The organism is Nocardioides koreensis (genome assembly GCF_039531775.1).
In the GTDB taxonomy this organism is placed as follows: Bacteria; Actinomycetota; Actinomycetes; order Propionibacteriales; family Nocardioidaceae; genus Nocardioides; species Nocardioides koreensis.
In genome coordinates this window covers 180,439-204,815 of sequence record NZ_BAAAQR010000008.1, presented here as the reverse complement: position 1 = coordinate 204,815, position 24,377 = coordinate 180,439, and the positions used below count along the sequence as shown (strand labels likewise).

The window sequence follows — 24,377 nt, the reverse complement described above, 5'->3', positions numbered from 1 at the left end:
TCATCCCTCGATCGATGCTCACCAACCGACGGGTGGGACCGGGGTCAACGTGGAGCACGCGCAGCGCAGCGAGCATGAACGACGTTGACGCCGGCCCGCACGCCGGCTTGACCATGAACTATCGAGGCATGAACCACGCGGAGCCCACGCTCACCGAAGACGTGCGGTCCACGCCATAGCGTCTGACCCCGGGACGTCATACGGTCTGGTCACCACCGCGACCGGAGCGTATGACGTCCAGCGGGACGTCATACGGTTGGGTCGTCACCACGACGAGGTCGGATGACGTCCCCGGGGTCGCGCGTCAGAGGATGAAGTAGAGCCCGACCGCTGCGGGGAGCAGGCCCAGCACCAGCCACGGGGTGAGCGGGCTCTTCTGGTGGATCATGAAGCCGGCGGCGACGCCCATCACGCCGACCACCCCGGCGATCACGTCCAGGCCGACCTGGGAGCCGGTGCCCCGGTCCAGGAAGACGGCCGCGATCACGAGCCCGGCCGCGAAGTGCCCGATGGTGGTCACGGCCAGCACGGACATGACCCACCGCTGCACCGAGGACATGCTCATCGACTGGCGGGTCGCCGGCCGGGGGTTGGCCGGGTCCATCAGGTGCTTGCGGCGAGGCGGGACGGGCGGGATGCTCACCCGCCCATTGTCGCCGTACCCCTGCGGTGGCAGCCGACGAGGTGCGGGTCGAAGACCCCGATCGCCTCCATCAGCGCGAACATCGTGGTCGGCCCCACGAACGCGAAGCCGCGCTTCTTGAGCTCCTTCGAGAGCGCCTTCGACTCAGGGGAGGTGGTGGCCATCTCCTCGGTGGTCGCCGGCGCGGGCGGCTGCTCCGGGCGGAAGGAGAGGACCAGCGCCTCGAGCCCCTCCTGCTCGCGCAGCGCCACCGTGGCACGGGCATTGGTGATCGCGGCCGCGATCTTGAGCCGGTTGCGCACGATGCGGGGGTCTGTCATCAGCCGGGCGGCGTCGCCCTCGTCGTACGTCGCGACGGTGTCGGCGTCGAAGCCGGCGAAGACCTCACGGAACGCCTCACGCTTGTTGAGGATCGTCGACCACGACAGCCCCGACTGGAACGCCTCCAGGGTCAGCCGCTCGAGGTACGCCGCCTCGCCGTGGACCCGGTTGCCCCACTCGCGGTCGTGGTAGTCACGCATCACCCCTGGGCCGCCGGCCCAGGGGCAGCGGTCGATGCCGTCGTCACCGGTCACGGGTCCCATGCGCCGCATCCTGTCATCCGGCGCCGACAGCCGCCGTCTGCTCGGCCAGCCGGACCGACTCCTCCTGCACGGCCGGGTCGAAGGGCGCCTCGAGGACGTCGTCGGGCCAGGCCTCCACGACGCCGATCGCCCACTCGGCCCAGCGCGCCACCATCGCGTAGTGCTCGGTGAGGAACCGGCCGACCAGCTGGTTGAGCGCGGCCCGCTGCGGGAACCCTCCGGCGCCGACGAGGTAGGCGCGCGCGGTCGCGAGGTTCTCCTCGTTCTCCGCTCTCGCCCACGCCAGCATCCCCTCGAGGTGGGCCAGCACGTCGGCCCTGCTGCCGCTGTCGGCGAAGTGGATCTTCAGCAGCTGCTCGGACTCCAGCACCGGCCCCTGCGCCGGGTCGCGCAACCAGCCGGCCAGCGACTCCCGCCCCTGCGGCGTGATCGTGTAGCGGGTGCGTCGGCGCCGGCCGACGGAGTCGTCCTCGGCGTGCGCGAACCCGTGCGCGACCAGCTTCTTGGGCTCCTCGTAGAGCTTGCTCTGTGCCCGCGGCCAGATGCGGCGCAGGCTCAGCTCGACCTGCTGCACCAGCTCGTGCGTGGTCCAGGGCCGGACCGCGAGCAGGCCGAGGACGGCGTACGACGTGGACGTGAGCCGGGCGACCCTTGACATGACACTCCCTTCGGGAGTAAAGAATGTCCCAAGGGGAGTGTAGCAGCGGGGGCTCGAAGGTGATGAGCACAGTGAGGACCACGCACGCGATCCCGGTCGACCCGACCAACGCCGACGCCCTCCGGGCCTGGGACGGCTCCGACGGCGACTTCTGGGCCGAGGAGGAGTACGTCTTCGACCACAGCCTCCACCACTACCGGCAGGCCTTCCTCGATGCCGCGGACGTCCAGCCGGGCGACCGCGTCCTCGACATCGGCTGCGGCAACGGGCAGACGACCCGCGACGCAGCGGCCCTGGCCCCGCGCGGAAGAGTGCTCGGGGTCGACCTGTCGACGCGGATGCTCGACCGGGCCCGCCGCCGGGCCGCCGAGGCGGGACTGTCGAACGTGGACCTCCTCCAGGCCGACGCCCAGATCCACCCGTTCACCCCGGCGGGCTTCGACCTCGCCGTCAGCCGCACCGGGACCATGTTCTTCGGTGACGCCGTGGCGGCCTTCACCAACATCGGCCGGGCGCTGCGGCCCGGCGGGCGGCTGGTGGTGCTGGTCTGGCAGGGGGTCGAGCGGAACGAGTGGTTCCGCGAGCTGGTCGGGGCCCTCGCCGCTGGTCGGGACCTCCCGACCCCTCCCCCGGACGCTCCGGGACCCTTCTCCTACGCCGACCCCGCGCGGAGCCACGCGGTCCTGCCGGCCGCCGGGTTCGAGGACGTCGCCCTCGAGGGCGTCGAGGCCCCGATGTGGTTCGGGCCGTCCGTGGAGGCGGCGTTCCGGTTCCTGAGCACCATGGGGTTCAGCCGCTTCCTGCTCAAGGATCTCGACGAGGACGCCCGCCACCGGGCCCTCGCCGACCTCCGGACCAGCGTGGACGCGCACCTCGCCGACGAGGGCGTGGTCTACCCCTCAGCCGTCTGGCTGGTCACCGCACGACGCCCCACCGGCTGAGCGGGCCGGCGGACCTCCCGCACCACCGATGCGGCCACCCGTCCCAGGACCGGGTGGCCGCTCTCATTTGCCACAATGCGTTAGTGACGACTAACGTATTGGTGTGACCGACGCCCTCTCCGCTGCCGCCGAGCCGACCCGGCGACGCATCCTGCAGCTCCTGGCGTCACATCCGCGCACCGTCGGCGAGATCGCCGCGGAGTTCACCGTCACCCGGTCCGCCATCTCCCAGCACCTGCTGCTGCTGGCAGAGGTCGGGCTGGTGGACGCCGACAAGGTCGGACGCCAACGGATCTACCGGGTCCGACCGTCCGGCCTGCGGCAGCTCCAGGCCGAGATCGACCGGTTCTGGACCGACGAGCTCGACCTGCTCGTGGCCGACGCCCATGCCCTGCACCACCGAGAGAACGAGAGAGAACGATGACGTTCACCAAGACCGTCCAGCTGCCCGTCGACGCCGACGCGGCCTTCGCCCTGATCACCGAGCCGGAGCGCCTGCGCCGCTGGCAGACCGTCTCCGCGACGGTGAACCTGCGTGCCGGCGGTGACTACCGGTGGACCGTCACCCCCGGCCACATCACCTCCGGGACCTTCCGCGAGGTCGAGCCCGGCAGGCGGGTCGTGTTCGGCTGGGGCTGGGACGGCAGCGCCGACCTCGCGCCCGACTCCTCGGTCGTCACGATCACCCTCGAGCCCAGCGAGGGCGGCACCAGCGTGACCCTCGTCCACGAGGGTCTCACCGCCGAGCAGGAGGTCGGCCACGCCGAGGGCTGGAACCACTTCCTGGGCCGCCTCGAGCAGGCTGCCGCCACCGGGGACGCTGGCCCGGACGAGTGGTCCGCCGCTCCGGAGAACCTCGACCAGCTGACCAGCGCCGAGGCCACGCTGGCCGTGCTCCAGCCGGTGCTGCGCAACCTCACCGACGAGGACCGCACCAACGCCACGCCGTGCTCGGAGTACGACTGCCACGCCCTGGCCGAGCACCTCTTCGGCTCGTTGACCGGCCTCGGTCGGATGGCCGGCGCCGAGGTGGTGAACCCCGAGGAGGGCTCGCTGGAGAACCGGATCGCCGTGATGGCCGACCAGGCGATCACCGCGTGGCGCGCGCGTGGCCTCGAGGGCGTCGTCCCCGGCCCCGGCGGTGACGACTTCCCGGCCGCGCTGGCCGTGAACATCCTCTCCCTCGAGCTCCTGCTGCACGCGTGGGACTTCGCCCAGGCCAGCGGCCAGAAGCTGACCGTCTCCGACGAGCTCGCGGCGTACGTCCTGGGCCTCGCCGAGCAGGTCGTGCCGGGCGCCCGCGCCGGTGGCAACGCGTTCGCACCCGAGGTGGAGGCGCCCGCCGACGCCTCCCCGATGGAGAAGCTGGCGGCCTACACGGGCCGACGTCCGCTCGTCACGGCCTGACGTCGCGGTCGGTCAGGAGCGGTACTCCGGGTTCTCCCAGTCGAAACGGGTCCCGGCGTTCCACTCCGAGCGCTGGTTGCCGTGGCCGGGGACTCCCCCGGCCACGGTGAGCATCCGGGCGAGGTGCATCAGGTTCCACGTCATGAACGTGGTGTTGCGGTTGGTGAAGTCGTTCTCCGGACCGCCGCTGCCCGGGTCGAGGTACGACGGGCCGGGGCCGGCCTCGCCGATCCAACCGGCGTCGGCGTTGGGCGGGATCGTGTAGCCGACGTGCTGCAGGCTGTAGAGGATGTTCTGCGCGCAGTGCTTGATGCCGTCCTCGTTGCCGGTGATCAGGCAGCCGGCGACGCGGCCGTAGAACAGGTACTGCCCCTTGTCGTTGAGCAGGCTGCTCAGCGAGTAGATCCGCTCGATGACCTTCTTGGTGACGCTGGAGTTGTCGCCCAGCCAGATCGGCCCGGCGACCACCAGGATCTGGCTGTCGAGGATGCCGGGGTAGATCTCCGGCCAGGCGTCGCTCTCCCAGCCGTGCTCGCGCATGTCGGGATAGACCCCGGTGGCGATGTCGTGGTCGATCACGCGCAGCACGTCGACCTCGACGCCGTGCTTGCGCATGATCGCGGCGCTGGCGTCGACCAGGCCCTGGGTGTGGCTGGGCTCGGGGCTGCGCTTGAGGGTGCAGTTGAGGAACGTGGCCCGGAGCCCGGTGAAGTCGAGGGAGATCTCCTGCGAGTCGCTCATGGCCCCACTGTCGCGCCCACCGCGCCGCCGCACATCACCGAAACATGGTCATCCGGTCGCGGTCCCCGCGGCTCGGAAGTCGTCCGGCTCCACGAGCCGGGCGACCACCAGGCCCACCACCAGGCCCCAGAAGGCGGAGCCGACGTGCAGCACGGTGACGTCGGACAGCGTCACGAGGAACGTCACCAGCGAGCCGAGGGCGAACCGGCCGGAGAACGCGACGCCGAACGCGCCCTGCAGGGCCCGCAGCATGGCCAGACCACCCAGCGCGGCGACGAACGACGCGGGCATCCCCAGCATCAGCCGCACCATCCCCTGGGCCAGCAGGCCGAAGCCGATGGCCAGCAGCCCGCACCAGATCGCCGCCGTGTAGTGCCGCCGCCGGTCGCCCGACGCGGTGAGCAACGCGTTGGTGGGCCCGGTCAGGCAGGTCGAGACCGCGCCGACCAGCGCCGCGGGGACGGACCACAGGCCGCAGGCGATCGTCACGGCGTTCATCGGGGGCCGGTGCCCGGCGCCCTGCAGCACCGCCATCCCCTGGCCGTTCTGGACCACGAGGACGGTGATGACCAGTGGTACGACGAGCTGGACGGTGGCCGCCCAGCTGAGGTCGGGAGCGGTGAGCACCGGGGCGGCCAGCCAGGCACCGTGAGCGCTCGCCGGATCCATCCGGCCGCCCGCCAGGACCACCACCACCCCGGTCACGAGCGCCCCCAGGATCGGCGGCACCAGGCGGCCGAGCCGGGGCACCGCGGTCGCGACGAGGAAGGCCAGGACCATGGCGCCGCCGACGGCGAGGTCCTCGTCGACGGCCAGGACCAGGTCGACCCCGAACTGCAGGAAGACCCCCGCCACCATCGCCATCACGACCGGCATGGGCAGCAGACGCATCAGCCGGTCCACCCAGCCGGTGAGCCCCAGCGCGAGCATGACCACCGCACTGACCAGGTAGGCACCGACGACCTCCGGCCAGCTCAGCGACGTCAGCGCCTGCCCGACCACCACCGTGCCCGGGATCGTCCAGAAGAAGCCGAGGGGCTGGCGGTACACCCAGGACGCCACGACGGTGAGGATCCCGTTGAGGACGAAGACGCCGAAGATCCACGACGCGATCAGGTCGGACGAGAGGCCCCCGTGCTGACCGACGGACAGGATCACGGCGACCGGTCCGGAGACCGAGAAGAGCAGCCCGACCAGACCGTTGACGAGCTGCTCAGGCCCCAGGTCCCGGAGCACCTGGCGGGCCGTGGGCGGGCGCCGGGCCGGGCGCTCGAGCCGACCCCCGCGGGGATGGTCGTCGTGGCGGGTCGCCCCGGTGGTGAGGGTCATGAGTCGGCTCCCGAGGTCGGCCCGCGCAGCGCTGCGAGCTCCGCCCGGGAGCGGATCCCGAGCTTCGCGTAGACGCGGGTCAGGTGGTACTGGATCGTCTTGGTGGACAAGAACAGCTCGGCGGCCACCTCCCGGTTGGTCAGGCCGGCCGCCACGAGGTCGGAGACGGCCTGCTCCTGCGGGGTCAGGTCGTCGACGTGCCGGTCGAGTCGGGTGGTGTGCAAGCCGCCGGCACGGATCTCGCGCTCGCAGCGGGCGACGTACGTCGTCGCTCCCAGCGCGGCGTAGATGTCGCGGGCCGTGGTCATCACCCCGTCGGCCTCGCGCCGCTTCCCGGCCCGGCGCAGCGTCTGCCCGTAGGCGAAGCTCACCCGGGCCCGGTCCAGGCGCAGCGGCAGGTCCTGGAGGATCTCCAGCGAGGTCTCGAAGGACCGCCGCGCCGCGCCGATGTCGCCGACCGCACCCAGGAGGCGCCCCCGGGCGTAGCCGAGCCGGGCCAGGGTGGTCCGGTGCCCGCGCTCGGCCGCCCGCCGCTCGTGCGGCACCAGCAGCTCCTCGGCCCCCTCGAGCTGCCCCTCGATGACGAGGGCGTTGGCCAGCACGTCGACCCACGGCCAGGCGCCGGGCTCGTCGATCGCCCCCCGGGCCCACGGCTGCCGCAGCGGGGAGAGCGCACGGATGACGCCGGCGTAGTCGCCCTGCGCCTCGGCGTACGCCGCCCTGGCCAGGCACGCGGGCACCCGCATCATCTCGTAGTCGCGGGGCCCGGCGTCCCAGTCCTGCAGGGTGCGGGCCGCGGCGGCCTCGTCGCCGCGCAGGCTCAGGACCTGGACCCGGGTCCAGGCCAGGAGGGGGCCGCCCAGGCGCATGCCGGAGCGGTCCGCGAGGTCGAGGCCGTCGTCCGCGGTGCCGAGCGCCTCGTCCCAGTCACCGGCCACGAACTGGGCGCGGGCCAGCCAGGCCCGTGCCCACAGCGAGATCCGGGTCGAGCCCCCCAGGAAGTCCGTCGGCACGGCCGACTCGAGGGCTGCGGCCGCCGCGTCCACGTCGCCCTGCTCGAGCAGCAGCCAGCCACGGGCCATCGCGATGCGCTGGGCCTGGGCTCCGTGGCCGACCCGCTCGGCGAGCCGCTCGTACGCCGCGAGCGCCGCCGCCGGGTGGCCGGTCGCGGCCACGCCCAGGCCCCGGATCGCGGCCGCCTCGACCGCCGCCGGGGACTCCTCCGGCACCAGGCCGGCCGCGCGGTCGGCCCAGGCCACCAGGTCCTCGCCCCGGCACCGCGCCAGGCTGTGCAGCACCCAGCGCTGGCAGATGGTGGCGGCCACGTCCGGGTCGCGCTCGACGTTGACGAGGTCCCAGGCTCGCCGGAGCCGTGACTCGGCCTCCGCCGGCCGGCCGCGGACCACGGCGAGGTAGCCGAGCACCGCGTTGCGCATGGGCGTCTCCCGAAGGCTCTCGAGCTCGGGGAGCAGGGCCGAGGCACCGAGGGCGTCACCGGCTCCGACCAGCGCGTCCGCGGCCCGGACCAGCCGCTCCTCGCGCCGCCGCCGGTCGTCGGTCAGCCGGCTGGCCTGCGCGAGCAGCTCGGCGGCCGCCGCCCAGGCACCGGTGGCCGCGCGCTCGTCGGCCAGGGCGGCCAGCTCGTCGGCGAGGCCGGGGTCCGGCAGCGCCGTCGCGGCGACGAGGTGCCGGAGCCGCCGTCCGGGGTCCGCGACCACGTCCGCGGCGCGCCGGTGCGCGGCCGCGCGGCGGGCCGGGCCGAGGGTGGCGAGCACCGCCGCCGCCGACATCGGGGTCGCGAGCTCGACCGACGACGTGCCGCGTTCGTCGACCGAGCGCAGCAGGTGGGCGGCGACGCCCTCGTCGAGGGCGGTGAGCGGGTCGTCGAGGCTCGCGACGGCCGCGGCCTCCGCGAGCGTCGTGGGGGCACCGAGCACGGCCACCGCCTCCGCCAGCTCCCGGGCCGGGGCCGAGCAGACGGCCAGCTGGTCGCGCACCTCGGCCGCGACGCGGGCCGGGGCCGGCAGCGCCGGGTCGAAGGCCGACCAGGTCGCGGGGGTGAGCTCGTCGAGCAGGGCGACCACGTGGCCGGGCAGCCCGCCGGTGTGTGCGCACAACCGGTCGGCCAGCAAGGGGTGCAGCGAGATGCCCCGGGCGGCCGCGAGCTCGCGCACGCCGCGGGCGTCGAGCGGGGGCACGACGACCCGGTCGCGGACGCCCGCGAGCAGCCGCGCGGTCGCCGGCGGGACGGTGGTGTCGCCGGTCCGCTCGACCAGGACGACGAGGAACCGTGCGCCCGGCGCGTGGTGCACCGCCGACGACAGCGCCTGCAGGGACTCGACGTCGCTCCGTGCCGCGTCGTCAACGACCACGAGCGCCGGGGCCCGGCTGTCGGCGCCGAGGGCATCGGTCAGGCGGGCCGCCGCCGCGAGGGGGTTCGCGGCGTCCACGGGTCGACCGAGCAGCTGGGCGAGGACGGCGTACGCCGAGCCGCCCTCCCACGACGCGCCCCGGGCGCGCAGCACCACCCCGTCGTGGCCGGCCGCGAGGTGGTCCACCAGGGTCGAGGTCCCGGCGCCCGAGGGCCCGGAGACGACGACCTCGTGGGGACCCTCGTCGTGCGCCCGCCGCAGGTGCTCCTGCAGCCGGGCCAGCTCGGCGTCGCGGGCGACGGGTGCGGCAGCGGGGCTCACCGGCTCACGGTAGCCCCGGGCCGCGGCGGACGGGTTCAGCCGAGATCGCCACCGGCCACCGGCAGCACCGTCCCGGTGATGTAGGACGCCTCGTCGGAAGCAAGGAAGGTGATCGCCGCGGCCTGCTCGTCCAGGGTGCCGTAGCGCTTCAGCAACGAGGAGTCGACGGTCTGGTCGACGATGGTCCGGTACCACTGCTGCTCCTGCTCGGACTCGGCGGACGGGCCGCGCGGGATGCGGCGCGGGGGCGCGTCGGTGCCGCCGGGGGCGGTGGCCACGACCCGGATCCCGTGCGGGGCCAGCTCGAGGGCCAGCGCGGACGTGATGGCGTTGACGCCGCCCTTGGCCGCGGCGTACGGCACCCGGTTCAGGCCGCGGGTGGCGACCGAGGAGACGTTCACGATCGTGCCCCGACCCTGCTCGACCAGGTGCGGCGCGACCGCCCGGCACGACCAGAGCGTGGGGAAGAGCGACCTGTTGATCTCGGCCTGGATCTGCTCCGGCGGGTAGTGCTCGAAGGGCTTGGCCCAGATGGTGCCGCCGACGGTGTGGATCGCGACGTCGACGCGGCCGAACCGCTCCAGCGCCCGCTGGACGACGCTGTTCGCGCCCTCCCAGGTCTCGAGGTCGGCGACCGCGGCCACGGCCGGCGCTCCCTCCTCCGACAGCTCGGCGGCCAGGTCGGCGACCAGGTCGGCTCGGTCGGCGAGCACGAGCGCGCCACCCTCGGCGCTGATCCGGCGCGCGGTGCGCTCGCCGATGCCCTGGGCCGCGCCGGTGACGAGGACGACCTTGTCGGTGAAGCGGCCGGGGGTGACGAACGCGGGTCGCCGCGACGCCTGCGAGTCGCTCATCGCCCGGCGCATCGTCTGCTTGGACCGCTCGGCGTGCTCGATGATCAGCGACCGGGCCGCCTGGCGGTCCCCGGCCTCGATGGCGGCCACGATGTCGAGGTGGTCCTGGGCGCAGCGGGGGTGGCACCACGTGGCATGGCGCAGCGTCTCCTCCATCTGGTGCTTCACGCCGAGCGCCTGGTAGGCCTGCAGCAGGTGCTCGTTGCCGGTCAGCGTGAACAGGTAGTCGTGGAAGGCCGCGTTGGTCTCGGTGTACGCCGCGGCGTCGACGAAGCGGTCGCCCTCGACGTACGGCACGCATCCCTCCGCCAGCAACCGGTAGCGGGCGACCTGCCGGCTGGAGATGCGTCCGACGGTGAGCTCGAGGGCACCGAGCTCGAGCGCCTGCCGGGCCTCGAAGACGGCGTCGGACTTCTGCACCGACGGGTGCTCCTCGCCGATCTCGTACCGTCCGGCCACGCCCTCGGTGGTCGAGCCTGTCGAGACCACGAGCGGCTCGACGTCGCGGCGGGGCAGCATCTCCTGCCCGGCCACCGCGCGGGCGTCGGCAGCCTCGACGAGCGACGCGGCGGGGTCGAGCGGAGCGGCGGGGACGTCGGCCCGGCGTGTGCCTGCCGGGAACACGGACCGACCCGCGAGCGTGCGGGCGGTGGCCGCCTCCTCGGCCGGGGCCGGGGTGGGGCCGCCCGCACCCAGCGGTCGCAGCTCGGAGGCGGGCAGCACCACCTGGCCGGCGACGGCGCGGGCGTCCGGGGCTGCGGCGGCTGCGGGGGTCTCGGAGATCTCTGTGGCCTCGGGGGTCTCGGGGGTCTCGACGACGCCCAGGCCCTGCCCGCGCTCACTGCTCGACCGCTGCTCCGGCTCGGTTCGGACCGTCTCCGCCGGTGCGGGCTCGGCCGGCATGGGGGTCTCGGCGGCGGGTTCCTGCGCCGTCGCGGGACCCGACAGCGCGAACTTCTCGTAGTAGAAGCCGGTGACCTCGACCCCGGCGTCCGCGAAGTGCCCGCGCACGGCCTCCACCATCGGGGGCGGACCGCACAGGTAGACCGCGACGTCACCGTCGTAGAGGTGCTCGGGGCGGATCAGGCTCATCACGTAGCCCTTGTTCGGGGCCACGCTCTCGGGGTCGGAGACGACGTGCTCCCAGGTGAAGGTGGCGATCGAGGCGGCCAGCTCCTCCAGGGTCGCCAGCTCGACCACGTCGTCGTCGGTGCTGGCGCCGTACACGAGGTGCACGGGGCGGGTGGTGCCGTCGGCCCGCAGCTTGCGCAGGATGGACAGGACCGGCGCCAGCCCGGTGCCGCCGGCCAGCAGGAGCACCGGCCGGTCCGTCTCGCGCAGGAAGAAGCTGCCGTTGGGCCCGGTGAACGTGACCTCGTCGCCGACGGAGGCCCGCTCCTCGATCCAGGTGGACATCACGCCGCCCGGGGCCAGCTTGACCAGGAAGGTGAGGCTCTTGTCGTCGGGGCCGTTGCTGAACGAGTAGGACCGGGTCTGGTCGGTCCCCGGGATCGCGATGTTGACGTACTGCCCCGGCAGGAACGCCAGCTCGTCGCGTGCCGGCGTCTCCAGCGTCAGCGCGACCGTCGTGGGCGAGAGCCGGTCCAGCCCGGTGATGCGCGCGTCGTACGTCGCGGCCCGGGTCTTCGCGACCGCCGAGGTGCTGGCGATCTGGAGGACCAGGTCGGACCGGGGCCGCATGCTGCACGGCAGCACGTACCCCTCGGCGGCCTCGTCGTCGGACAGCGCGTCCTCGATGTAGGTGCCGCCGTCGTACTCGCCGGACTCGCAGAAGGCCTTGCACGTCCCGCACGCCCCGTCGCGGCAGTCGAGGGGGATGTTGATCCGGGAGCGGTACGACGCGTCGGCGACGGTCTGGTCGGGGGCGCAGGTGATGAAGCGCGTGACCCCGTCCTCGAACGTCAGGGCGACCTGGTGGCTCATGGCGACTCCCCTGGGCTCAGAAGTGGTACACGTCGACGACGTGGTGGATGTAGTCGTTCTTGAGCACCACGGTCTTGCGGCGGATGAGCGGGGACTCGCCGGAGAAGTCGATCGTGTAGAACGACGTGCCGTAGTAGGGGTCGACGGTCTTGTACCGGAAGTACATCGTGTGCCAGTTGAAGCGCACGTCGACGAGGTCGCCGCGCCGCTCGATGACCTCGACGTTGCTGATGTTGTGGCTGGTCCGCGGCTCCGGGATCGACGTGGCGCTGGAGCGCTCGGTGCGGATCCGGAACACCCGGTCCTCCAGGCCGCCCTTGTTCCCGTAGTAGATGAGCGAGATGTCGGTCTGCGGGTCCTCGGTCAGCAGGTCGTCGTCGCCCCACGCCGGCATCCAGTACTCGACGTCCTCGGCGTAGCAGCCCAGCCACTTCTCGAACTCGCGGTCGTCGAGGTAGCGGGCCTCGCGGTAGAGGAACTGCTCGACGGCGTTCTGGTCGATGGTGCGGGTGCCGGCCTGCTGCAGGTCCCGCGCGGTGTCCGTCCGGGTGGTCGTCATGGCGCTCACGCCTTCCCGTTGCTCGTGGTGGTCGACTGCTCGCGCTCGACGGCGGCGCGCATCGTCTCCAGCCAGTAGCCGTGCTGGACCGGGTAGAGCCCCTCGTCCTCGTTCTTGAGGCCGGCCGAGACGACGCCCGTCATGCCGAGCGACTCCGCGACCGGGTCCGGGCCGTCGAGCCAGTGCTCCGCACCCCGGCTCATGTCGTTCCAGGGCGCCGCGGTGGCCCGGAACGTCAGCTGGCAGGAGCGGAACTCCTCGAGGTCGTCGGGGGTCGCCATGCCCGAGGCGTTGAAGAAGTCCTCGTACTGGCGGATCCGGTGCGCCCGGGCCCGGGGGCTCTCGCCCTTGGGGGCGATGCAGTAGATGGTGACCTCGGTCTGGTCCGGCGCGATCGGGCGGAAGTGCCGGATCTGCGTCGAGAACTGGTCCATCAGGTAGACGTTCGGGTAGAGGCACAGGTTGCGGGAGCCCTTGACCATGAACTCGCCCTTGGCGTCGCCGAACTTCTCCTTGAGCTGGTCCATCCGGTCCCACAGCGGCCGGTCCTGGGGGTTGGCGGCCCAGGTCCACAGGCACAGGTGGCCGTTGGGGTAGGACCAGTAGCCGCCGCCGGACTTGCCCCAGCCGCCGGCGTCGAGCGCCAAGGTGTCGTTCTTCGACTCGCCGTTGCTGCGCCGCGACGTGGTGGCCGCGTAGTTCCAGTGGGTGGCCGTCACGTGGTAGCCGTCGGCGCCGTTCTCCGCCTGGACCTTCCAGTTGCCGTCGTAGGTGTAGGTCGAGGAGCCGCGCAGCACCTCGAGGCCCTCGGGCGACTGGTCGACCAGCATGTCGATGACGGTGGTGGTGTCACCGAGGTGCTCCTCGAGGGTGCTGACGTCGGGGTTGAGGCTGCCGAACAGGAAGCCGCGGTAGCTCTCGAACCGGGCGACCCGGGTCATGTTGTGCGAACCGTTCGTGTCGAAGTTCTCCGGGTAGCCGGCGCCGTCGGGGTCCTTGACCTTCAGCAGCGTCCCGTCGTTGCGGAACGTCCAGCCGTGGAAGGGGCAGGTGAGGGTGGTGCGGTTGTCGGTCTTGCGGCGACAGATCATCGCCCCGCGGTGCGCGCAGGCGTTGATGAGCAGGTGCAGCTCGCCGTCCTTGTCCCGGGTGATCACCACCGGCTGCCGGCCCATGTAGGTCGTGAAGTAGTCACCGGGCTCGGCCACCTGGCTCTCGTGGGCCAGGTAGATCCAGTTGCCCTCGAAGAGGTGCTCCATCTCCAGCTCGAAGAGCTCCTCGTCGGTGAAGATGCGCCGGTTGGCGCGAAAGACGCCGGCCTCGGCGTCGTCGACGACGGCGTCGGCGAGCACCGACTGCAGGTGGTCCAGGGTCTGTGTCATGGGGTGCCTCCTGGGCGGTGACGGGTTCCGACGACCGTGGCACGACGTGGCGGCCGTCACACGAGGTGAATGCCTAGGCCCGACCCAGGGGGTTATCCATCACCAGCGCTTATCAATGCGCCACTTTTTCGACCTTGTGCTTTCTGAATATTCAGACCTACCGTCGATGAATCGGCGGCACCGTGATCGCCGCCACAGCCACCGCACCGGCATGGACGAGAGGGACGGACATGGAGCTGCGCCACCTGCGCTACTTCGCCGCCGTGGCGGAGACGCGCCACTTCGGCCGCGCCGCCGAGCGCCTCCACCTCGCGCAGCCGGCGCTGTCGCAGTCGGTGCGCCAGCTCGAGGCGGAGCTCGGCGTCTCGCTGTTCACCCGCACCACCCGCCAGGTCCAGCTGACTCCCGCCGGCGAGTACCTGTTCCGCGAGGCCCAGCGGGTGCTGGGCTCGATCGACGACAGCGTGCGCGGCGTACGCCGGATCGCCGACGGCCGGCTCGGCCTGGTGCGGATCGCGTTCACCGGCACCGCGGCCTTCACGCAGCTCCCCCGCATCGCCCGCCTCATCAAGCGCGAGCTCCCCGGGGTCGCCCTGGAGATCCACGCCGACCTGCTCACCCCGGCCCAGGTCGAAGGCCTTGGCGACGGCCGGCTCGACCTCGGCGTGCTGCGGCCGCCGGTCTCCGACGACGGCCTCACGACCCGCACGATCACCCGCGAGCGGCTGGTCGTGGCGCTGCCCGCCGACCACCGGCTCGTCGAGGAGCCCGAGCTCGCGATGGCCGACCTGCGTGCCGAGCCGTTCGTGATGTACGCCGACACCCACTCCGCGGTCAACGAGGCGGTGCTGCGCAGCTGCCGCGATGCCGGCTTCACCCCGCAACGCGAGCACGAGGCGCCGGGCACGGCGGTGCTGCTGGCGCTCGTGGCGGCGAGCCTGGGGGTCGCCCTGGTGCCCGAGTCCGTGCAGGCGTCCCCGCTGCGGGGCGTCGTCTTCCGCGACGTGCCCGGCACCGTCGTCACCGAGCTGGCCCTGGCCTGGCGTCCGCAGGACGCCTCGCCCCTGGTCGCGTCCGTCCTCGAGGTCCTGGCGGCGGACGGTCTCTTCGAGGACCCCCACCCCGAGCTCAGCGAGGTGCCCTGATGAAGATCAGCCGAGTCGAGGCGATCCCCTACTCGATCCCCTACCGCAAGCCGCTGCGCTTCGCGAGCGGCGAGGTGCATGCGGCCGAGCACGTGCTGGTGCGCGTGCACACCGACGACGGTGTCGTGGGGGTGGCCGACGCACCGCCGCGCCCCTTCACCTACGGCGAGACCCAGGGCAGCGTCATCTCCGTCGTCGAGGGCATCTTCGCCCCCGCCGTCGTCGGACTGACCCTGTGGGAGCGCGAGTCCATGCACGGCCGGCTCGGCCGCACGGTCGGCAACCCGGCGGCGAGGTCCGCGCTGGACATGGCGGTGTGGGACGCGCTCGGCAGGAGCGTCGACCAGCCGGTCAGCACCCTGCTCGGCGGCTGGACCGACCGGATGCGGGTCTCGCACATGCTCGGCTTCGACGAGCCCGCCGCGATGGTCGCCGAGGCGACGCGGATGCGCGAGGTCCACGGCATCACCACGTTCAAGGTCAAGGTCGGGCGGCACCCCCACCAGCTCGACACCGCCGTGGTCCGCGCCCTGCGCGAGGGTCTCGGCGACGACGTCGAGCTGTACGTCGACGGCAACCGCGGCTGGTCGGCGTCCGAGGCCGCGCAGGCGATGGCCGAGATGGCCGACCTCGGGCTGCTCTTCGCCGAGGAGCTGTGCCCGGCCGACGACGTGCTCTCGCGGCGCTGGCTGGTCCAGCAGTGCCCCGTCCCCTTCATCGCCGACGAGAGCGCGGTGACCCCCGCCGACGTCACCCGCGAGATCCTCGGCGGCTCCGCGACCGCGGTCAGCATCAAGGTGGCCCGCACCGGCTTCACCACCTCGCGGCGTACCCACCACCTGTGCGAGGGCCTGGGCCTCGAGGTCGTCATGGGCAACCAGATCGACGGCCAGCTCGGCTCGATGTGCACGGTCGCCTTCGGCTCCGCCTTCGAGCTCACCTCGCGCCGCGCCGGCGAGCTCTCGAACTTCCTCGACATGAGCGACGACCTGCTCACCGAACCCCTCGAGATCCGGGGCGGCGAGCTCGTCGTCCGCCCCGGCGCCGGCCTCGGCGTGGAGATCGACGCCGACAAGCTCGAGCACTACCGGCAGGACCGCTGAGGCGGCCGCCCCACCAGCACTCGGAAAAGCACACAACCACCAGGGAGAACGACCATGACCACCGACCAGAGCCTCGAGTCCGCCGCGACCGCGGCCGCCTCCGGCGCGAACGCCACCGACCACTTCATCCACGACAAGTCGCCGTACGACGCCGTCCGGGACACCCCGAAGGAGCGGGTCGACCTGCTCGCCCGCGAGGTGCTCGACGCGGTCCACGCGACGATCCGCAAGCACAAGGTCACCTACGACGAGTACAACGCCCTCAAGGCGTGGCTCATCCAGGTCGGCCAGGACGGCGAGTGGCCGCTGTTCCTCGACGTGTGGGTCGAGCATGTGGTGGAGGACGTCGCCACCGAGCACCGCGAGGGCAACAAGGGCTCCATCGAGGGGCCGTACTACGTGCCGGACGCCCCCGAGCAGGGCGCCACCGGCTCGGTGCCGATGCGCGAGGGCGAGGGCGGCACGCCGCTCACCTGGACCGGCACGGTCACCTCCACCGACGGCACCCCGCTGGACGGCGCCAAGGTCGAGCTCTGGCACGCCGACGCCGACGGCTTCTACTCGCAGTTCGCCCCCGACATCCCGGAGTGGAACCTGCGCGGCTCGTTCACGCTCGGCGCGGACGGCGCGTTCGAGATCCACACGGTGCAGCCGGCGCCGTACCAGATCCCCACCGACGGCTCCTGCGGCAAGCTGATCGCCGCGGCCGGGTGGCACGCCTGGCGCCCCGCCCACCTGCACGTCAAGGTCTCGGCCCCCGGGCACGAGCTGCTCACCGCCCAGCTCTACTTCCCGGGCGACGAGCACAACGACGACGACATCGCCTCGGCGGTGAAGCCCGAGCTGATCCTGGACCCGAAGCCGGCCGGCGACGAGGCCACCGTGGAGTACAGCTTCGTCCTCGACCCGGTCCGGGGCTGAGCGGGTGCTGTTCCACGTGCGGATGGACGTCCGCCTGCCCGCCGGGATGGACCCCGACGAGCGGGCGGAGGTCCTCGCCCGCGAGAAGGCCTACAGCCAGGAGCTGCAGCGGTCCGGGACCTGGCCGCACCTGTGGCGGATCGTCGGGGAGTACGCCAACGTCAGCATCTTCGACGTGGCGGACAACGACGAGCTGCACGACCTGCTGTCCGGGCTGCCGCTGTTCCCGTACATGGACGTCTCGGTGACCCCGCTGGCCACGCACCCGTCGGCGATCTGAGTCGGCGCTGCCGCCGGCCGGCCGGGACGTCATACGAGCTGGTCGTCCCGACCGCGAGGTCGTATGACGTCCCGCGAGACGTCATACGGACAGGTCGCCGAAGCAGCCAGGTCGTGTGACGTCCTGCGGCCTTCGGGTCAGCGGCGCTCCTTGAGCCGGGCGTTCGGCAGTGCCGGCGCGGGGATCGGCGGGAGGTGGTCGCCGACGACCAGGCCGAAGCGACCTGCACCGAGGTCCTGGGAGTCGGCCACCACCGCGCCGTTGCGGGTGATCTGGGCCTGCCACTCCTCCCGGAACGCCACGATCTCCTCGTGGCTGCGGCCGACGAAGTTCCACCACATCACGATCGACTCGCCGAAGGGCGGACCACCGAGGAGCAGCAGCCGCACCGGTGCGTCGTACGCCCTCAGGGTCAGCGTCGCGCTGCCGGGCGGGACGTAGGCGAGCTCGTGCTGCTTGGTCTCGACGGGCTCGGCCACCGCCGAGCCACCCACCGCGAGGACGCCGGTGTCCACGAGGACGCCGTGCTCGAACGAGCCGTCCACGTCCAGGTCGAGCGACGTGCCGGGCTCGAGCAGCAGCTCCGCCCCGAGCAGGGGCGTACACGTCGGCACCGGCGAGCGGTCGCCGAGGAGCGAGCCGAGGAAGACCCGGGCCTCCCAGCCCTCGCCGGTGACCGGGTCGGGAGCGTGGTGGGCGAAGTCGGGGTCGACGTGCCGGTCCCCGTCCGGCAGCGCCACCCACAGCTGCGCGCCGTGCAGGGCCCGGGTCCCGGGCGTCGAGACCTCCGAGTGGCTGATCCCCCGGCCGGCCGTCATCAGGTTGACCTCGCCGGGCCGCACCATGGCGTGGTTGCCGGCGCTGTCGCGGTGCTCGATCTCGCCCGTGAAGAGCCAGCTCACGGTCTGCAGCCCGGTGTGCGGGTGCGGCGCCACGCTCATGCCGCCGGTGTCGAGGACGTCGTCCGGACCGTAGTGGTCGACGAAGCACCACGCCCCGATCAGCGACCGGTGCCGCTGGGGCAGCGTGCGGCGCACCCGCATCGCGCGCGGCCCGCCCAGCGGCACGTCGCGGGGCACCATCACCTCCACGGTGGCGGCCGGGGCCGCGGTGCAGGTGATCTCGTCCGGGTGCCGCTCGGGGTTGCTCACGGCTCCAGTGTGGCGCGACGGGTGTCTCGAGCACACCTGCTCGTCACCGCGGGTCGACCGGCCTGATCGTGACGCGCGCACGGCCGCCCACCTCGAGCCCCTCGGCGCGGCGTACCGCCTGCTTCATCGGCAGCACGAAGCAGCCCGTGGTGCCGTCCGGGAACACCGACGTCCGCCACGTCGTCGCGCCGATCGTCGCCTCGACCCGCACCGACCCGAAGCCACGTGGCGGGCCCGACCCTAGCCGCATGTCCTCGCTCTCGTCCTGCGGCACGGTGACGAAGTAGGTGCCCGGCCGCGCCTCCCACTCCCACAGCTCGGCCTGGAACTCGTAGACGTCCACGGCTCGATCATCGCGGGTGCCGGTGGGACGGCCCAGGGGACAACGGTCAGGAGTTCGAGAACACCGCGGGGTTGTCGCCCTCGGGGCCGCGCCCGGCCCAGGTCCAGGCGTACGCCGGGTCCTCGGCCGCGAGCCCGGCCTCGCCGAGGTCCAGCGGCGCGAAGGTGTCGACCATGACCGCGGACTCGTCGAAGTACTCCGCGCCGAGCGAGGCCTCGATCGCGGCCGGCTGGGGGCCGTGGGCGTGGCCGCCCGGGTGCAGCGAGATCGAGCCGATGTTGATGCCCGACCCCTTGCGGGCCTCGTAGTCGCCGCCCACGTAGAACATGACCTCGTCGCTGTCGACGTTGGAGTGGTAGTAGGGCACCGGCACGGCCAGCGGGTGGTAGTCCACCTTGCGCGGCAGGAAGTTGCAGATCACGAAGTTCCAGCCCTCGAAGACCTGGTGCACCGGCGGCGGCTGGTGGATCTTGCCGGTGATCGGCATGTAGTCGTCGATGTTGAACGTGTAGGGGTAGAGGCAGCCGTCCCACCCGACCACGTCGAAGGGGTGCGTCGCGTAGGTCATCCGGGTGCCGACGATGCCGGCGCTGGTGCGGTGCTTGACCAGCACCTCGACGTCGCTCTGCTGATCACCGGCCTGGACCAGGAACGGCTCGGTGGGCCCGTGCAGGTCCCGCTCGCAGTACGGCGCGTGCTCTAGCAGCTGCCCGTAGCGCGAGAGGTAGCGCTTGGGCGGCGCGATGTGGCTGTTCGCCTCGATCGGGTAGAGCCGCGACGGCTCGGCCGGCACCCAGCGGTGCGTGGTCGCCCGCGGGATCAGCACGTAGTCGCCCTGCCGGTAGGACAGCACCCCGAAGACGGTCTCCACCCGTCCGCTGCCGGCCTCGACGTAGACGCACTCGTCACCGATCGCGTTGCGGTAGTACGGCGACGGCTCGACGCCGGTGACGACGTACCCGATCCGGACGTCGTTGTTGCCGAGCACGAGCCGGCGCTCGGTGACCGCGTCCGCGCCCGCGTGCGGGAAGAGCGTGTGCAGCTTGAGGTGCCGCGGCTTGAGGGGGTGGTTCGGGGTGCGCGTCTGGTCGGGCAGCTCCCAGACCTGCGCGTCGACGATCGCCGAGGGCACGCCGCGGTGGTAGAGCAGCGCGGAGTCGGAGGAGAAGCCCTCCTCGCCCATCAGCTCCTCGTAGTAGAGGTGCCCCTCGGCGTTGCGGAACTGGGTGTGCCGCTTCGGGGGGACCTCGCCGACCTGCCGGTAGTGCGCCATGCCGAACCTCCAGCGATTCCGATTACCGGACGCTTCTATCCGATATCCGCCGACAACGATACCGGTCGGAGGCTCCCCGGTCGACGGGGCTCAGGCGTCGAGGACGGGTCCGGACCCCTGGTAGGCCCGGGCGACGAAGCTGACGAATTGGTGCACCCCGTCCTCGGCCGGCGCCATCGGACCGGGCTCGAACCCCGGCGACCGCATCCCGCGCTGCACCGACTCGCAGGCCGCCCAGTCCTGCCGGTTGGTGAGGTCCCAGAAGTCGACGGCGTACGACGGGTCGAACCCGTCGGCGGCCACCACGTCCCGCGGGAACGACCACGAGCAGCGGATCCGGGTGAGGTCCGGCGACAGGGGCGTGAGGAGGTGCGACATCACGTAGTCCGGATGCAGGCTCACCAGCAGGTTGGGCAGCACCGCGACGTACATGACGGTGCGTCGCTCCTGCTCGTCGAGCCGCGCCATCCGCATCCCGCCGCTGCGTCCGTCGAGCGACATGGTCTCGGCACCCGCCCGCAGGTCCATCCAGCCGCCGACCCAGTCGCCGTCCTTCTCGATGTTCTCGCCGCTCTCGGGCGGGCTGACCCGGCACAGCTCCGGGTGGATCATCGAGCAGTGGTAGCACTCCTGGAAGTTCTCCACGACGACCTTCCAGTTGGCCGCCACGTCGTAGTCGTGCGACACGGGGGTCACGAGGGTCTCGGCGTCGTACGGCGCCACGATCGCCTCGAGCTCGCCGACGTGCTCGGCGAAGGAGCCACCGCGGCCGGCCCGGTCGACGAAGATCCAGCCGTGCCACTCGCGCAGGTCCAGCTGCCGGAGCCCGAACGCGGCGGGGTCGAATCCCGCGACGCGCCGGAAGCCGGGGGCTCCCTGCAGCGTCCCGTCGAGGCGGTAGGTCCACGCGTGGTAGGGACAGACGATCGCCTTCGCGGTGGCCGACGTCCCGCAGGGCAGCAGCTCGTGCCCGCGGTGCCGGCAGGTGTTCTCGAACGCCCGCAGGTCGCCGGCCGCGTCGCGGGTGAGCAGCACGCCGTACTCGCCCACCGACGTGGCCGCCAGCCCACCGGCCGCCACGTCGTCGGACCGGCCCACGCACAGCCAGCCGCCGAACAGGTGGTCGCGCTCCCACGCGAGCACCGGGGGCTCCTGGTACGCCGCTCGCGGCAGCATCCGCGCCTCCCCGAACGGCCTGAGGGCCAGCGCCACCGCGGTCGGGTCCAGCGGCGCGGGTGGAACTCTCTGGGTGGTGACCGTCATCGTGACCGCCCCTCTCCTGGACACCCCCTTGAATGGCTGTTCAATGCTAGGCCTCGCCGGTGAACACGTCGAGGCCCCGCGAGTCCTTCTCACCCCGGGTGAACCAGCGGTAGGCGAGGAAACCGACCATCACGGCCAGCAGCGAGGTCGCCAGCAGCAACGTCGTCAGCGCGTTGAGCGCGGGCGTCGGCGCGGCGCGCGCGGTGTTGTAGACCTTCACCGACACCGGCTCGGTGGACGAGTCGCCCGAGAGGTAGCGCACGATCACGAAGTCGTCGATGACGTCCGCGAACACCAGCACCGCGCTGGCGAAGATCGCGGGGACGAGCATCCGCAGCAGCACCCGGCGGACCGCCCCCGCCGGCGAGGCGCCGAGGTCGACCGCGGCCTCCTCGTAGTCGCGCCCGATGGTGAGCAGCCGCGCGCGCACGATCACCACCGGGTAGGACAGCTGGTAGGTGACCAGGCCGAGCACCTGCCCGGTGGTGCCCAGCTGCAGCGGGGTGGTCAGCACCGTCGCCACGAACAGCAGCGACACCGCGACCAGGATCTCGGGGAGCACGAAGGAGACCAGCACGGCGAGGTTCGCCCCGGCCGGCAGCGGGCCGCGCCACCGGTCCAGCCCGAGCGCCATCGCCACGCCGAGCGGCACCGTCACCGCGGTCGCGACCACCCCGAGCCAGAGCGTGTGCGTCAGGGCGGTGTGCAGGCTGGCGTCGTGCCACACCGAGCGGAGCGGGTCGCCGTAGTACCACCGCATCGAGAAGCCCTGCCAGACCGTGCGCGACCGGCCGGCGTTGAAGGAGAACAGAGCGGCCACCAGCACCGGCAGCAGCGACCACGCGAGGTAGAGCAGCGTGACGAGGAACAGCCCCCACGGCCGCCTCCAGGGGTCCCGCCACCAGCCGAGCACGCCGCTCACGACTGCACGTCCACCCCGGTCCTGGTGGACCTGACGTAGAGCAGCATCGGCACGACCGACACCAGCAGGATCAGCATCACGAACGCCCCCGCCTGGCCGGTCTGCCCGGGGGTCAGCACCGAGTTGTTGATGAGGTTGCCGATCATCGAGGTGTTGGGCGACCCCGAGAGCAGGTCGTTGGTGAAGTAGTCGCCCAGCATCGGCAGCGACGTCACCAGCAGGCTGACCACGACGGCGGGCCGGCTCAGCGGCCAGGTCACCCGGCGGAACGTCTGCCACCGGCTGGCGCCCAGGTCTCGCGCGGCCTCCAGCGTGGCCACGGGGATCCGGTCCAGGCCCGCGAACAGCGGCAGGATCATGTAGGGCACGTAGCCGTAGACCAGCCCGAGCACGACAGTCGAGGGGCGTCCGTTGAGCCAGGCGGTGTGCACGTCGAAGAACCCTCCCGCGCTCAGCGCGCGGTTCAGCAGGCCGTCGGCCTGCAGCAGGTTGACCCACGCGAGCATCCGCATCATGTAGCTGATCCAGAACGGCGCGATCAGCGCGAAGAGCAGCGGCCCCTTCCAGCGCCCGGAGAACCGGGCGGTGAAGTACGCCACCGGGTAGGCGACCAGCAGGCACAGCGCGCTGGCCAGACCGACGTAGACCACGGTGCGCACCAGCGCCGCGCGGAAGAACGGCTGGGGACCGACGACGTGGTCCCACACGTACCGGAACTGGGTGAAGTCCCAGTCCGCCGGGTTCCAGACCGGCACCGGCTGGCGCAGGATCGGGTCGACGCCCCCGAACAGGATCGCGACCACGACGTACAACGGCGCGACGAAGAGGAGCGCGAGCCAGACGACCCCGGGGAGTGCCAGCAGCGGCCACAACCACCGGGCGCCGCGGGGGCCGGCCGATTCAGCCACCGGCCTTGAACTCCTGCCAGACCTGGTGCCACGCCACGTCGGCGGCCGCGGGGAGCTGCAGCAACGGGAAGCCGACGTCGAAGTCCTTCTCCCGCACCACCGCGGTCGCCAGGTTCTCCGGCACGTAGCCGTCGGCGACGAGCGAGTCCGGGGTGAACTTCAGCAGCGGCGGCTGGTAGCCGGTGTAGGCGAAGTTCGTCTCGGCCACCTGGTTGTCGAGCAGGTCGTTGAGGAAGAAGTGTGCGGCGACCGGGTTCTTCCCCTGCGCCAGGCAGACGCAGAGGTCGTTGTCCACCTCGCCGCGACCGTTCTCGGGGAACCAGAACCTCAGCACCTCCACGGGGGTCTTCTCGGGCAGGTAGTACGGCAGGTTGATGGCATCGCCCGACCACATCTGGCACAGCCCGTACTTCTTGCCCGGCAGCTCGGTGTACATGTCGATCGTGACGCTGGGAGACATGGTGCGCCGCATGTCGAGCAGCTGTTCGCGGACCATCGCGATGTGCGTCGGGTCAGTCGTGTTGATGTCGTAGATCCCGTTGCGCAGCAGCACCATGGCCATGCAGGTGTGCCAGTCGTCGAGCACCGCCGTGTTGTTGGCGTACTGGGTGTTCCACAGCACGTCGTAGGGGTTCGTCAGCCCGGCGACGTCGGTGTCGATCATGTCCGTGCGCCAGCCGATGCCGGTGCTGTAGACGGTGTAGGGGACGGTGTAGCGCGAGCCACGGTCGTACCAAGGGTCGCGCAGCCGCGGCCACAGGTTCCCCCGGTTGGTGATGTAGTCCTGGTTGAGCGGTCGCAGCAGGTCGGCCTGGATCAGCCTTCCGAGGGAGTCGTAGCTCGGGAAGTAGACGTCGAACGCGAGCTGCTCGGAGGCGATCTTGGTCAGCGCCTCGTCGGCGTCGTTGAACGTCGAGAGCCTGATGTCGACGCCGTACTTCTCCTCGAAGTCCTTGAGGAAGCGCGGCGAAAGGTAGTCGGCGTAGTTGTAGACCCGCAGCGTGCTGCCGCGCTCGGGCTTCAGCCCGCTCTTGATCACGTCGTTGGTCAGCGGCCAGCGCACGGGGTTGTCGGGGGCCGGGATCGTCTCGGCGCCACTGGGGTTGCCGGAGCTGCTGCTGCCGCCGCCGCACGCCTGCAGCAGGGTGGCGACGCCGGGGGCCGCCAGCCCGGCCAGGCCGGCCCGGAGCAGGGAGCGGCGGCCGACCGCGCTCCGGCCGGTGAACGGGGCGCGGCGCGCCGGCTCTCCTGCCATCCATCGCCTCCGTCGGAGCCGATCCTTGTTCCTCGCCCTGACGGTCGCATAGACTGAACGATCAGTCAATGAGGCCGA

General features: G+C 72.0%; 23 protein-coding genes. 7 read left to right on the top strand and 16 right to left on the bottom strand.

Features of this window, described 5'->3' with window-relative positions:
• Positions 1–304: 304 nt before the first annotated feature.
• Genes ABD268_RS14450 through ABD268_RS14440 form a run of 3 tightly spaced genes read right to left on the bottom strand, consistent with a single transcriptional unit; the run spans position 305 to position 1,885 of the window.
• A complete protein-coding gene (locus tag ABD268_RS14450; protein ID WP_344153426.1) occupies positions 305–643 on the bottom strand; it encodes a hypothetical protein in 339 nt (112 codons plus the stop codon).
• The gene (locus tag ABD268_RS14445) at positions 640–1,227 is read right to left on the bottom strand and encodes a DNA-3-methyladenine glycosylase I (protein ID WP_344153423.1); all 588 of its coding nucleotides are present in this window, start codon (positions 1,225–1,227) and stop codon (positions 640–642) included. The genes ABD268_RS14450 and ABD268_RS14445 overlap by 4 nt, the downstream gene beginning before the upstream one ends.
• 13 nt (positions 1,228–1,240) lie before the next feature.
• Positions 1,241–1,885, bottom strand: a complete 645-nt coding sequence (locus ABD268_RS14440) for a PadR family transcriptional regulator (RefSeq protein ID WP_344153420.1) — start codon at positions 1,883–1,885, stop codon at positions 1,241–1,243.
• 62 nt (positions 1,886–1,947) lie between these two features.
• Between ABD268_RS14440 and ABD268_RS14435 the strand changes: the two genes are divergently transcribed.
• The 3 genes from ABD268_RS14435 to ABD268_RS14425 all read left to right on the top strand — a co-directional run bounded on the left by ABD268_RS14435 (position 1,948) and on the right by ABD268_RS14425 (position 4,233).
• Positions 1,948–2,826, top strand: a complete 879-nt coding sequence (locus tag ABD268_RS14435; RefSeq protein ID WP_344153417.1) for a class I SAM-dependent methyltransferase — start codon at positions 1,948–1,950, stop codon at positions 2,824–2,826.
• A 103-nt stretch (positions 2,827–2,929) separates the two neighbouring features.
• Complete coding sequence (locus ABD268_RS14430) at positions 2,930–3,250, top strand: ArsR/SmtB family transcription factor (protein ID WP_344153414.1); 321 nt, start codon at positions 2,930–2,932, stop codon at positions 3,248–3,250.
• Positions 3,247–4,233, top strand: coding sequence for a TIGR03086 family metal-binding protein (locus ABD268_RS14425; protein WP_344153410.1), 987 nt, complete (start codon positions 3,247–3,249; stop codon positions 4,231–4,233). The genes ABD268_RS14430 and ABD268_RS14425 overlap by 4 nt, the downstream gene beginning before the upstream one ends.
• 12 nt (positions 4,234–4,245) lie before the next feature.
• Here the strand turns inward: ABD268_RS14425 and ABD268_RS14420 are convergent, their stop codons facing one another.
• The 6 genes from ABD268_RS14420 to benA are packed head-to-tail and all read right to left on the bottom strand — an operon-like array spanning position 4,246 to position 13,735.
• Positions 4,246–4,974, bottom strand: coding sequence for a flavodoxin family protein (locus ABD268_RS14420; RefSeq protein ID WP_344153407.1), 729 nt, complete (start codon positions 4,972–4,974; stop codon positions 4,246–4,248).
• Between the two features lie 48 nt (positions 4,975–5,022).
• Positions 5,023–6,303 carry a benzoate/H(+) symporter BenE family transporter gene (locus tag ABD268_RS14415; protein WP_344153404.1) on the bottom strand — a complete coding sequence of 427 codons (1,281 nt, stop codon included), beginning with the start codon at positions 6,301–6,303 and terminating at the stop codon, positions 5,023–5,025.
• Positions 6,300–8,996, bottom strand: a complete 2,697-nt coding sequence (locus tag ABD268_RS14410) for a helix-turn-helix transcriptional regulator (RefSeq protein WP_344153401.1) — start codon at positions 8,994–8,996, stop codon at positions 6,300–6,302. Before ABD268_RS14410 ends, ABD268_RS14415 begins: the two co-directional genes overlap by 4 nt.
• Positions 8,997–9,031: 35 nt before the next feature.
• Positions 9,032–11,794, bottom strand: a complete 2,763-nt coding sequence (gene benC / locus ABD268_RS14405; RefSeq protein WP_344153398.1) for a benzoate 1,2-dioxygenase electron transfer component BenC — start codon at positions 11,792–11,794, stop codon at positions 9,032–9,034.
• Between the two features lie 16 nt (positions 11,795–11,810).
• Positions 11,811–12,353, bottom strand: coding sequence for a benzoate 1,2-dioxygenase small subunit (gene benB, locus ABD268_RS14400; protein ID WP_344153395.1), 543 nt, complete (start codon positions 12,351–12,353; stop codon positions 11,811–11,813).
• A 5-nt stretch (positions 12,354–12,358) separates the two neighbouring features.
• Positions 12,359–13,735, bottom strand: a complete 1,377-nt coding sequence (gene benA / locus ABD268_RS14395) for a benzoate 1,2-dioxygenase large subunit (RefSeq protein WP_344153392.1) — start codon at positions 13,733–13,735, stop codon at positions 12,359–12,361.
• Between the two features lie 230 nt (positions 13,736–13,965).
• Between benA and ABD268_RS14390 the strand changes: the two genes are divergently transcribed.
• From ABD268_RS14390 to catC, 4 genes are read left to right on the top strand one after another with little or no spacing between them, the layout of a single operon-like run.
• Positions 13,966–14,880 carry a LysR substrate-binding domain-containing protein gene (locus ABD268_RS14390; protein ID WP_344153389.1) on the top strand — a complete coding sequence of 305 codons (915 nt, stop codon included), beginning with the start codon at positions 13,966–13,968 and terminating at the stop codon, positions 14,878–14,880.
• A complete protein-coding gene (locus ABD268_RS14385; RefSeq protein ID WP_344153387.1) occupies positions 14,880–15,983 on the top strand; it encodes a mandelate racemase/muconate lactonizing enzyme family protein in 1,104 nt (367 codons plus the stop codon). Before ABD268_RS14390 ends, ABD268_RS14385 begins: the two co-directional genes overlap by 1 nt.
• Positions 15,984–16,037: 54 nt before the next feature.
• Positions 16,038–16,904 (top strand): catechol 1,2-dioxygenase, encoded by an 867-nt coding sequence (gene catA, locus ABD268_RS14380; protein WP_344153384.1) that lies wholly within the window; start codon positions 16,038–16,040, stop codon positions 16,902–16,904.
• 4 nt (positions 16,905–16,908) lie between these two features.
• The gene (gene catC, locus ABD268_RS14375; RefSeq protein WP_344153381.1) at positions 16,909–17,184 is read left to right on the top strand and encodes a muconolactone Delta-isomerase; all 276 of its coding nucleotides are present in this window, start codon (positions 16,909–16,911) and stop codon (positions 17,182–17,184) included.
• A gap of 137 nt (positions 17,185–17,321) precedes the next feature.
• On the opposite strand, the gene ABD268_RS14370 is transcribed toward catC, so the two are convergent.
• The 7 genes from ABD268_RS14370 to ABD268_RS14340 all read right to left on the bottom strand — a co-directional run bounded on the left by ABD268_RS14370 (position 17,322) and on the right by ABD268_RS14340 (position 24,299).
• Positions 17,322–18,335: a pirin family protein gene (locus ABD268_RS14370; protein WP_344153378.1), complete on the bottom strand. Its 1,014-nt coding sequence runs from the start codon at positions 18,333–18,335 to the stop codon at positions 17,322–17,324.
• Between the two features lie 43 nt (positions 18,336–18,378).
• A complete protein-coding gene (locus ABD268_RS14365; protein WP_344153375.1) occupies positions 18,379–18,678 on the bottom strand; it encodes a DUF1905 domain-containing protein in 300 nt (99 codons plus the stop codon).
• Between the two features lie 46 nt (positions 18,679–18,724).
• Complete coding sequence (locus ABD268_RS14360; RefSeq protein WP_344153372.1) at positions 18,725–19,951, bottom strand: homogentisate 1,2-dioxygenase; 1,227 nt, start codon at positions 19,949–19,951, stop codon at positions 18,725–18,727.
• 90 nt (positions 19,952–20,041) lie between these two features.
• The gene (locus tag ABD268_RS14355) at positions 20,042–21,214 is read right to left on the bottom strand and encodes an aromatic ring-hydroxylating oxygenase subunit alpha (protein ID WP_344153369.1); all 1,173 of its coding nucleotides are present in this window, start codon (positions 21,212–21,214) and stop codon (positions 20,042–20,044) included.
• 46 nt (positions 21,215–21,260) lie between these two features.
• Entirely contained in the window at positions 21,261–22,136 is an 876-nt protein-coding gene (locus ABD268_RS14350) for an ABC transporter permease (protein ID WP_344153366.1), read from the bottom strand.
• Positions 22,133–23,044 (bottom strand): ABC transporter permease, encoded by a 912-nt coding sequence (locus ABD268_RS14345; protein WP_344153363.1) that lies wholly within the window; start codon positions 23,042–23,044, stop codon positions 22,133–22,135. The genes ABD268_RS14350 and ABD268_RS14345 overlap by 4 nt, the downstream gene beginning before the upstream one ends.
• On the bottom strand, positions 23,037–24,299 hold the full coding sequence (locus tag ABD268_RS14340) for a polyamine ABC transporter substrate-binding protein (RefSeq protein WP_344153360.1): 1,263 nt from the start codon (positions 24,297–24,299) through the stop codon (positions 23,037–23,039). Before ABD268_RS14340 ends, ABD268_RS14345 begins: the two co-directional genes overlap by 8 nt.
• Between the last annotated feature and the right edge of the window lie 78 nt (positions 24,300–24,377).

Bases quoted from the DNA above. Each gene is read 5' to 3' on its own strand.
- ABD268_RS14445 (WP_344153423.1), bottom strand. From the start codon at position 1,227: ATGGGACCCGTGACCGGTGACGACGGCATCGACCGCTGCCCCTGGGCC.
- ABD268_RS14440 (WP_344153420.1), bottom strand. From the start codon at position 1,885: ATGTCAAGGGTCGCCCGGCTCACGTCCACGTCGTACGCCGTCCTCGGC.
- ABD268_RS14435 (WP_344153417.1), top strand. From the start codon at position 1,948: ATGAGCACAGTGAGGACCACGCACGCGATCCCGGTCGACCCGACCAAC.
- ABD268_RS14425 (WP_344153410.1), top strand. From the start codon at position 3,247: ATGACGTTCACCAAGACCGTCCAGCTGCCCGTCGACGCCGACGCGGCC.
- ABD268_RS14420 (WP_344153407.1), bottom strand. From the start codon at position 4,974: ATGAGCGACTCGCAGGAGATCTCCCTCGACTTCACCGGGCTCCGGGCC.
- ABD268_RS14415 (WP_344153404.1), bottom strand. From the start codon at position 6,303: ATGACCCTCACCACCGGGGCGACCCGCCACGACGACCATCCCCGCGGG.
- benC (WP_344153398.1), bottom strand. From the start codon at position 11,794: ATGAGCCACCAGGTCGCCCTGACGTTCGAGGACGGGGTCACGCGCTTC.
- benB (WP_344153395.1), bottom strand. From the start codon at position 12,353: ATGACGACCACCCGGACGGACACCGCGCGGGACCTGCAGCAGGCCGGC.
- benA (WP_344153392.1), bottom strand. From the start codon at position 13,735: ATGACACAGACCCTGGACCACCTGCAGTCGGTGCTCGCCGACGCCGTC.
- ABD268_RS14390 (WP_344153389.1), top strand. From the start codon at position 13,966: ATGGAGCTGCGCCACCTGCGCTACTTCGCCGCCGTGGCGGAGACGCGC.
- ABD268_RS14385 (WP_344153387.1), top strand. From the start codon at position 14,880: ATGAAGATCAGCCGAGTCGAGGCGATCCCCTACTCGATCCCCTACCGC.
- catA (WP_344153384.1), top strand. From the start codon at position 16,038: ATGACCACCGACCAGAGCCTCGAGTCCGCCGCGACCGCGGCCGCCTCC.
- ABD268_RS14360 (WP_344153372.1), bottom strand. From the start codon at position 19,951: ATGGCGCACTACCGGCAGGTCGGCGAGGTCCCCCCGAAGCGGCACACC.
- ABD268_RS14355 (WP_344153369.1), bottom strand. From the start codon at position 21,214: ATGACGGTCACCACCCAGAGAGTTCCACCCGCGCCGCTGGACCCGACC.
- ABD268_RS14340 (WP_344153360.1), bottom strand. From the start codon at position 24,299: ATGGCAGGAGAGCCGGCGCGCCGCGCCCCGTTCACCGGCCGGAGCGCG.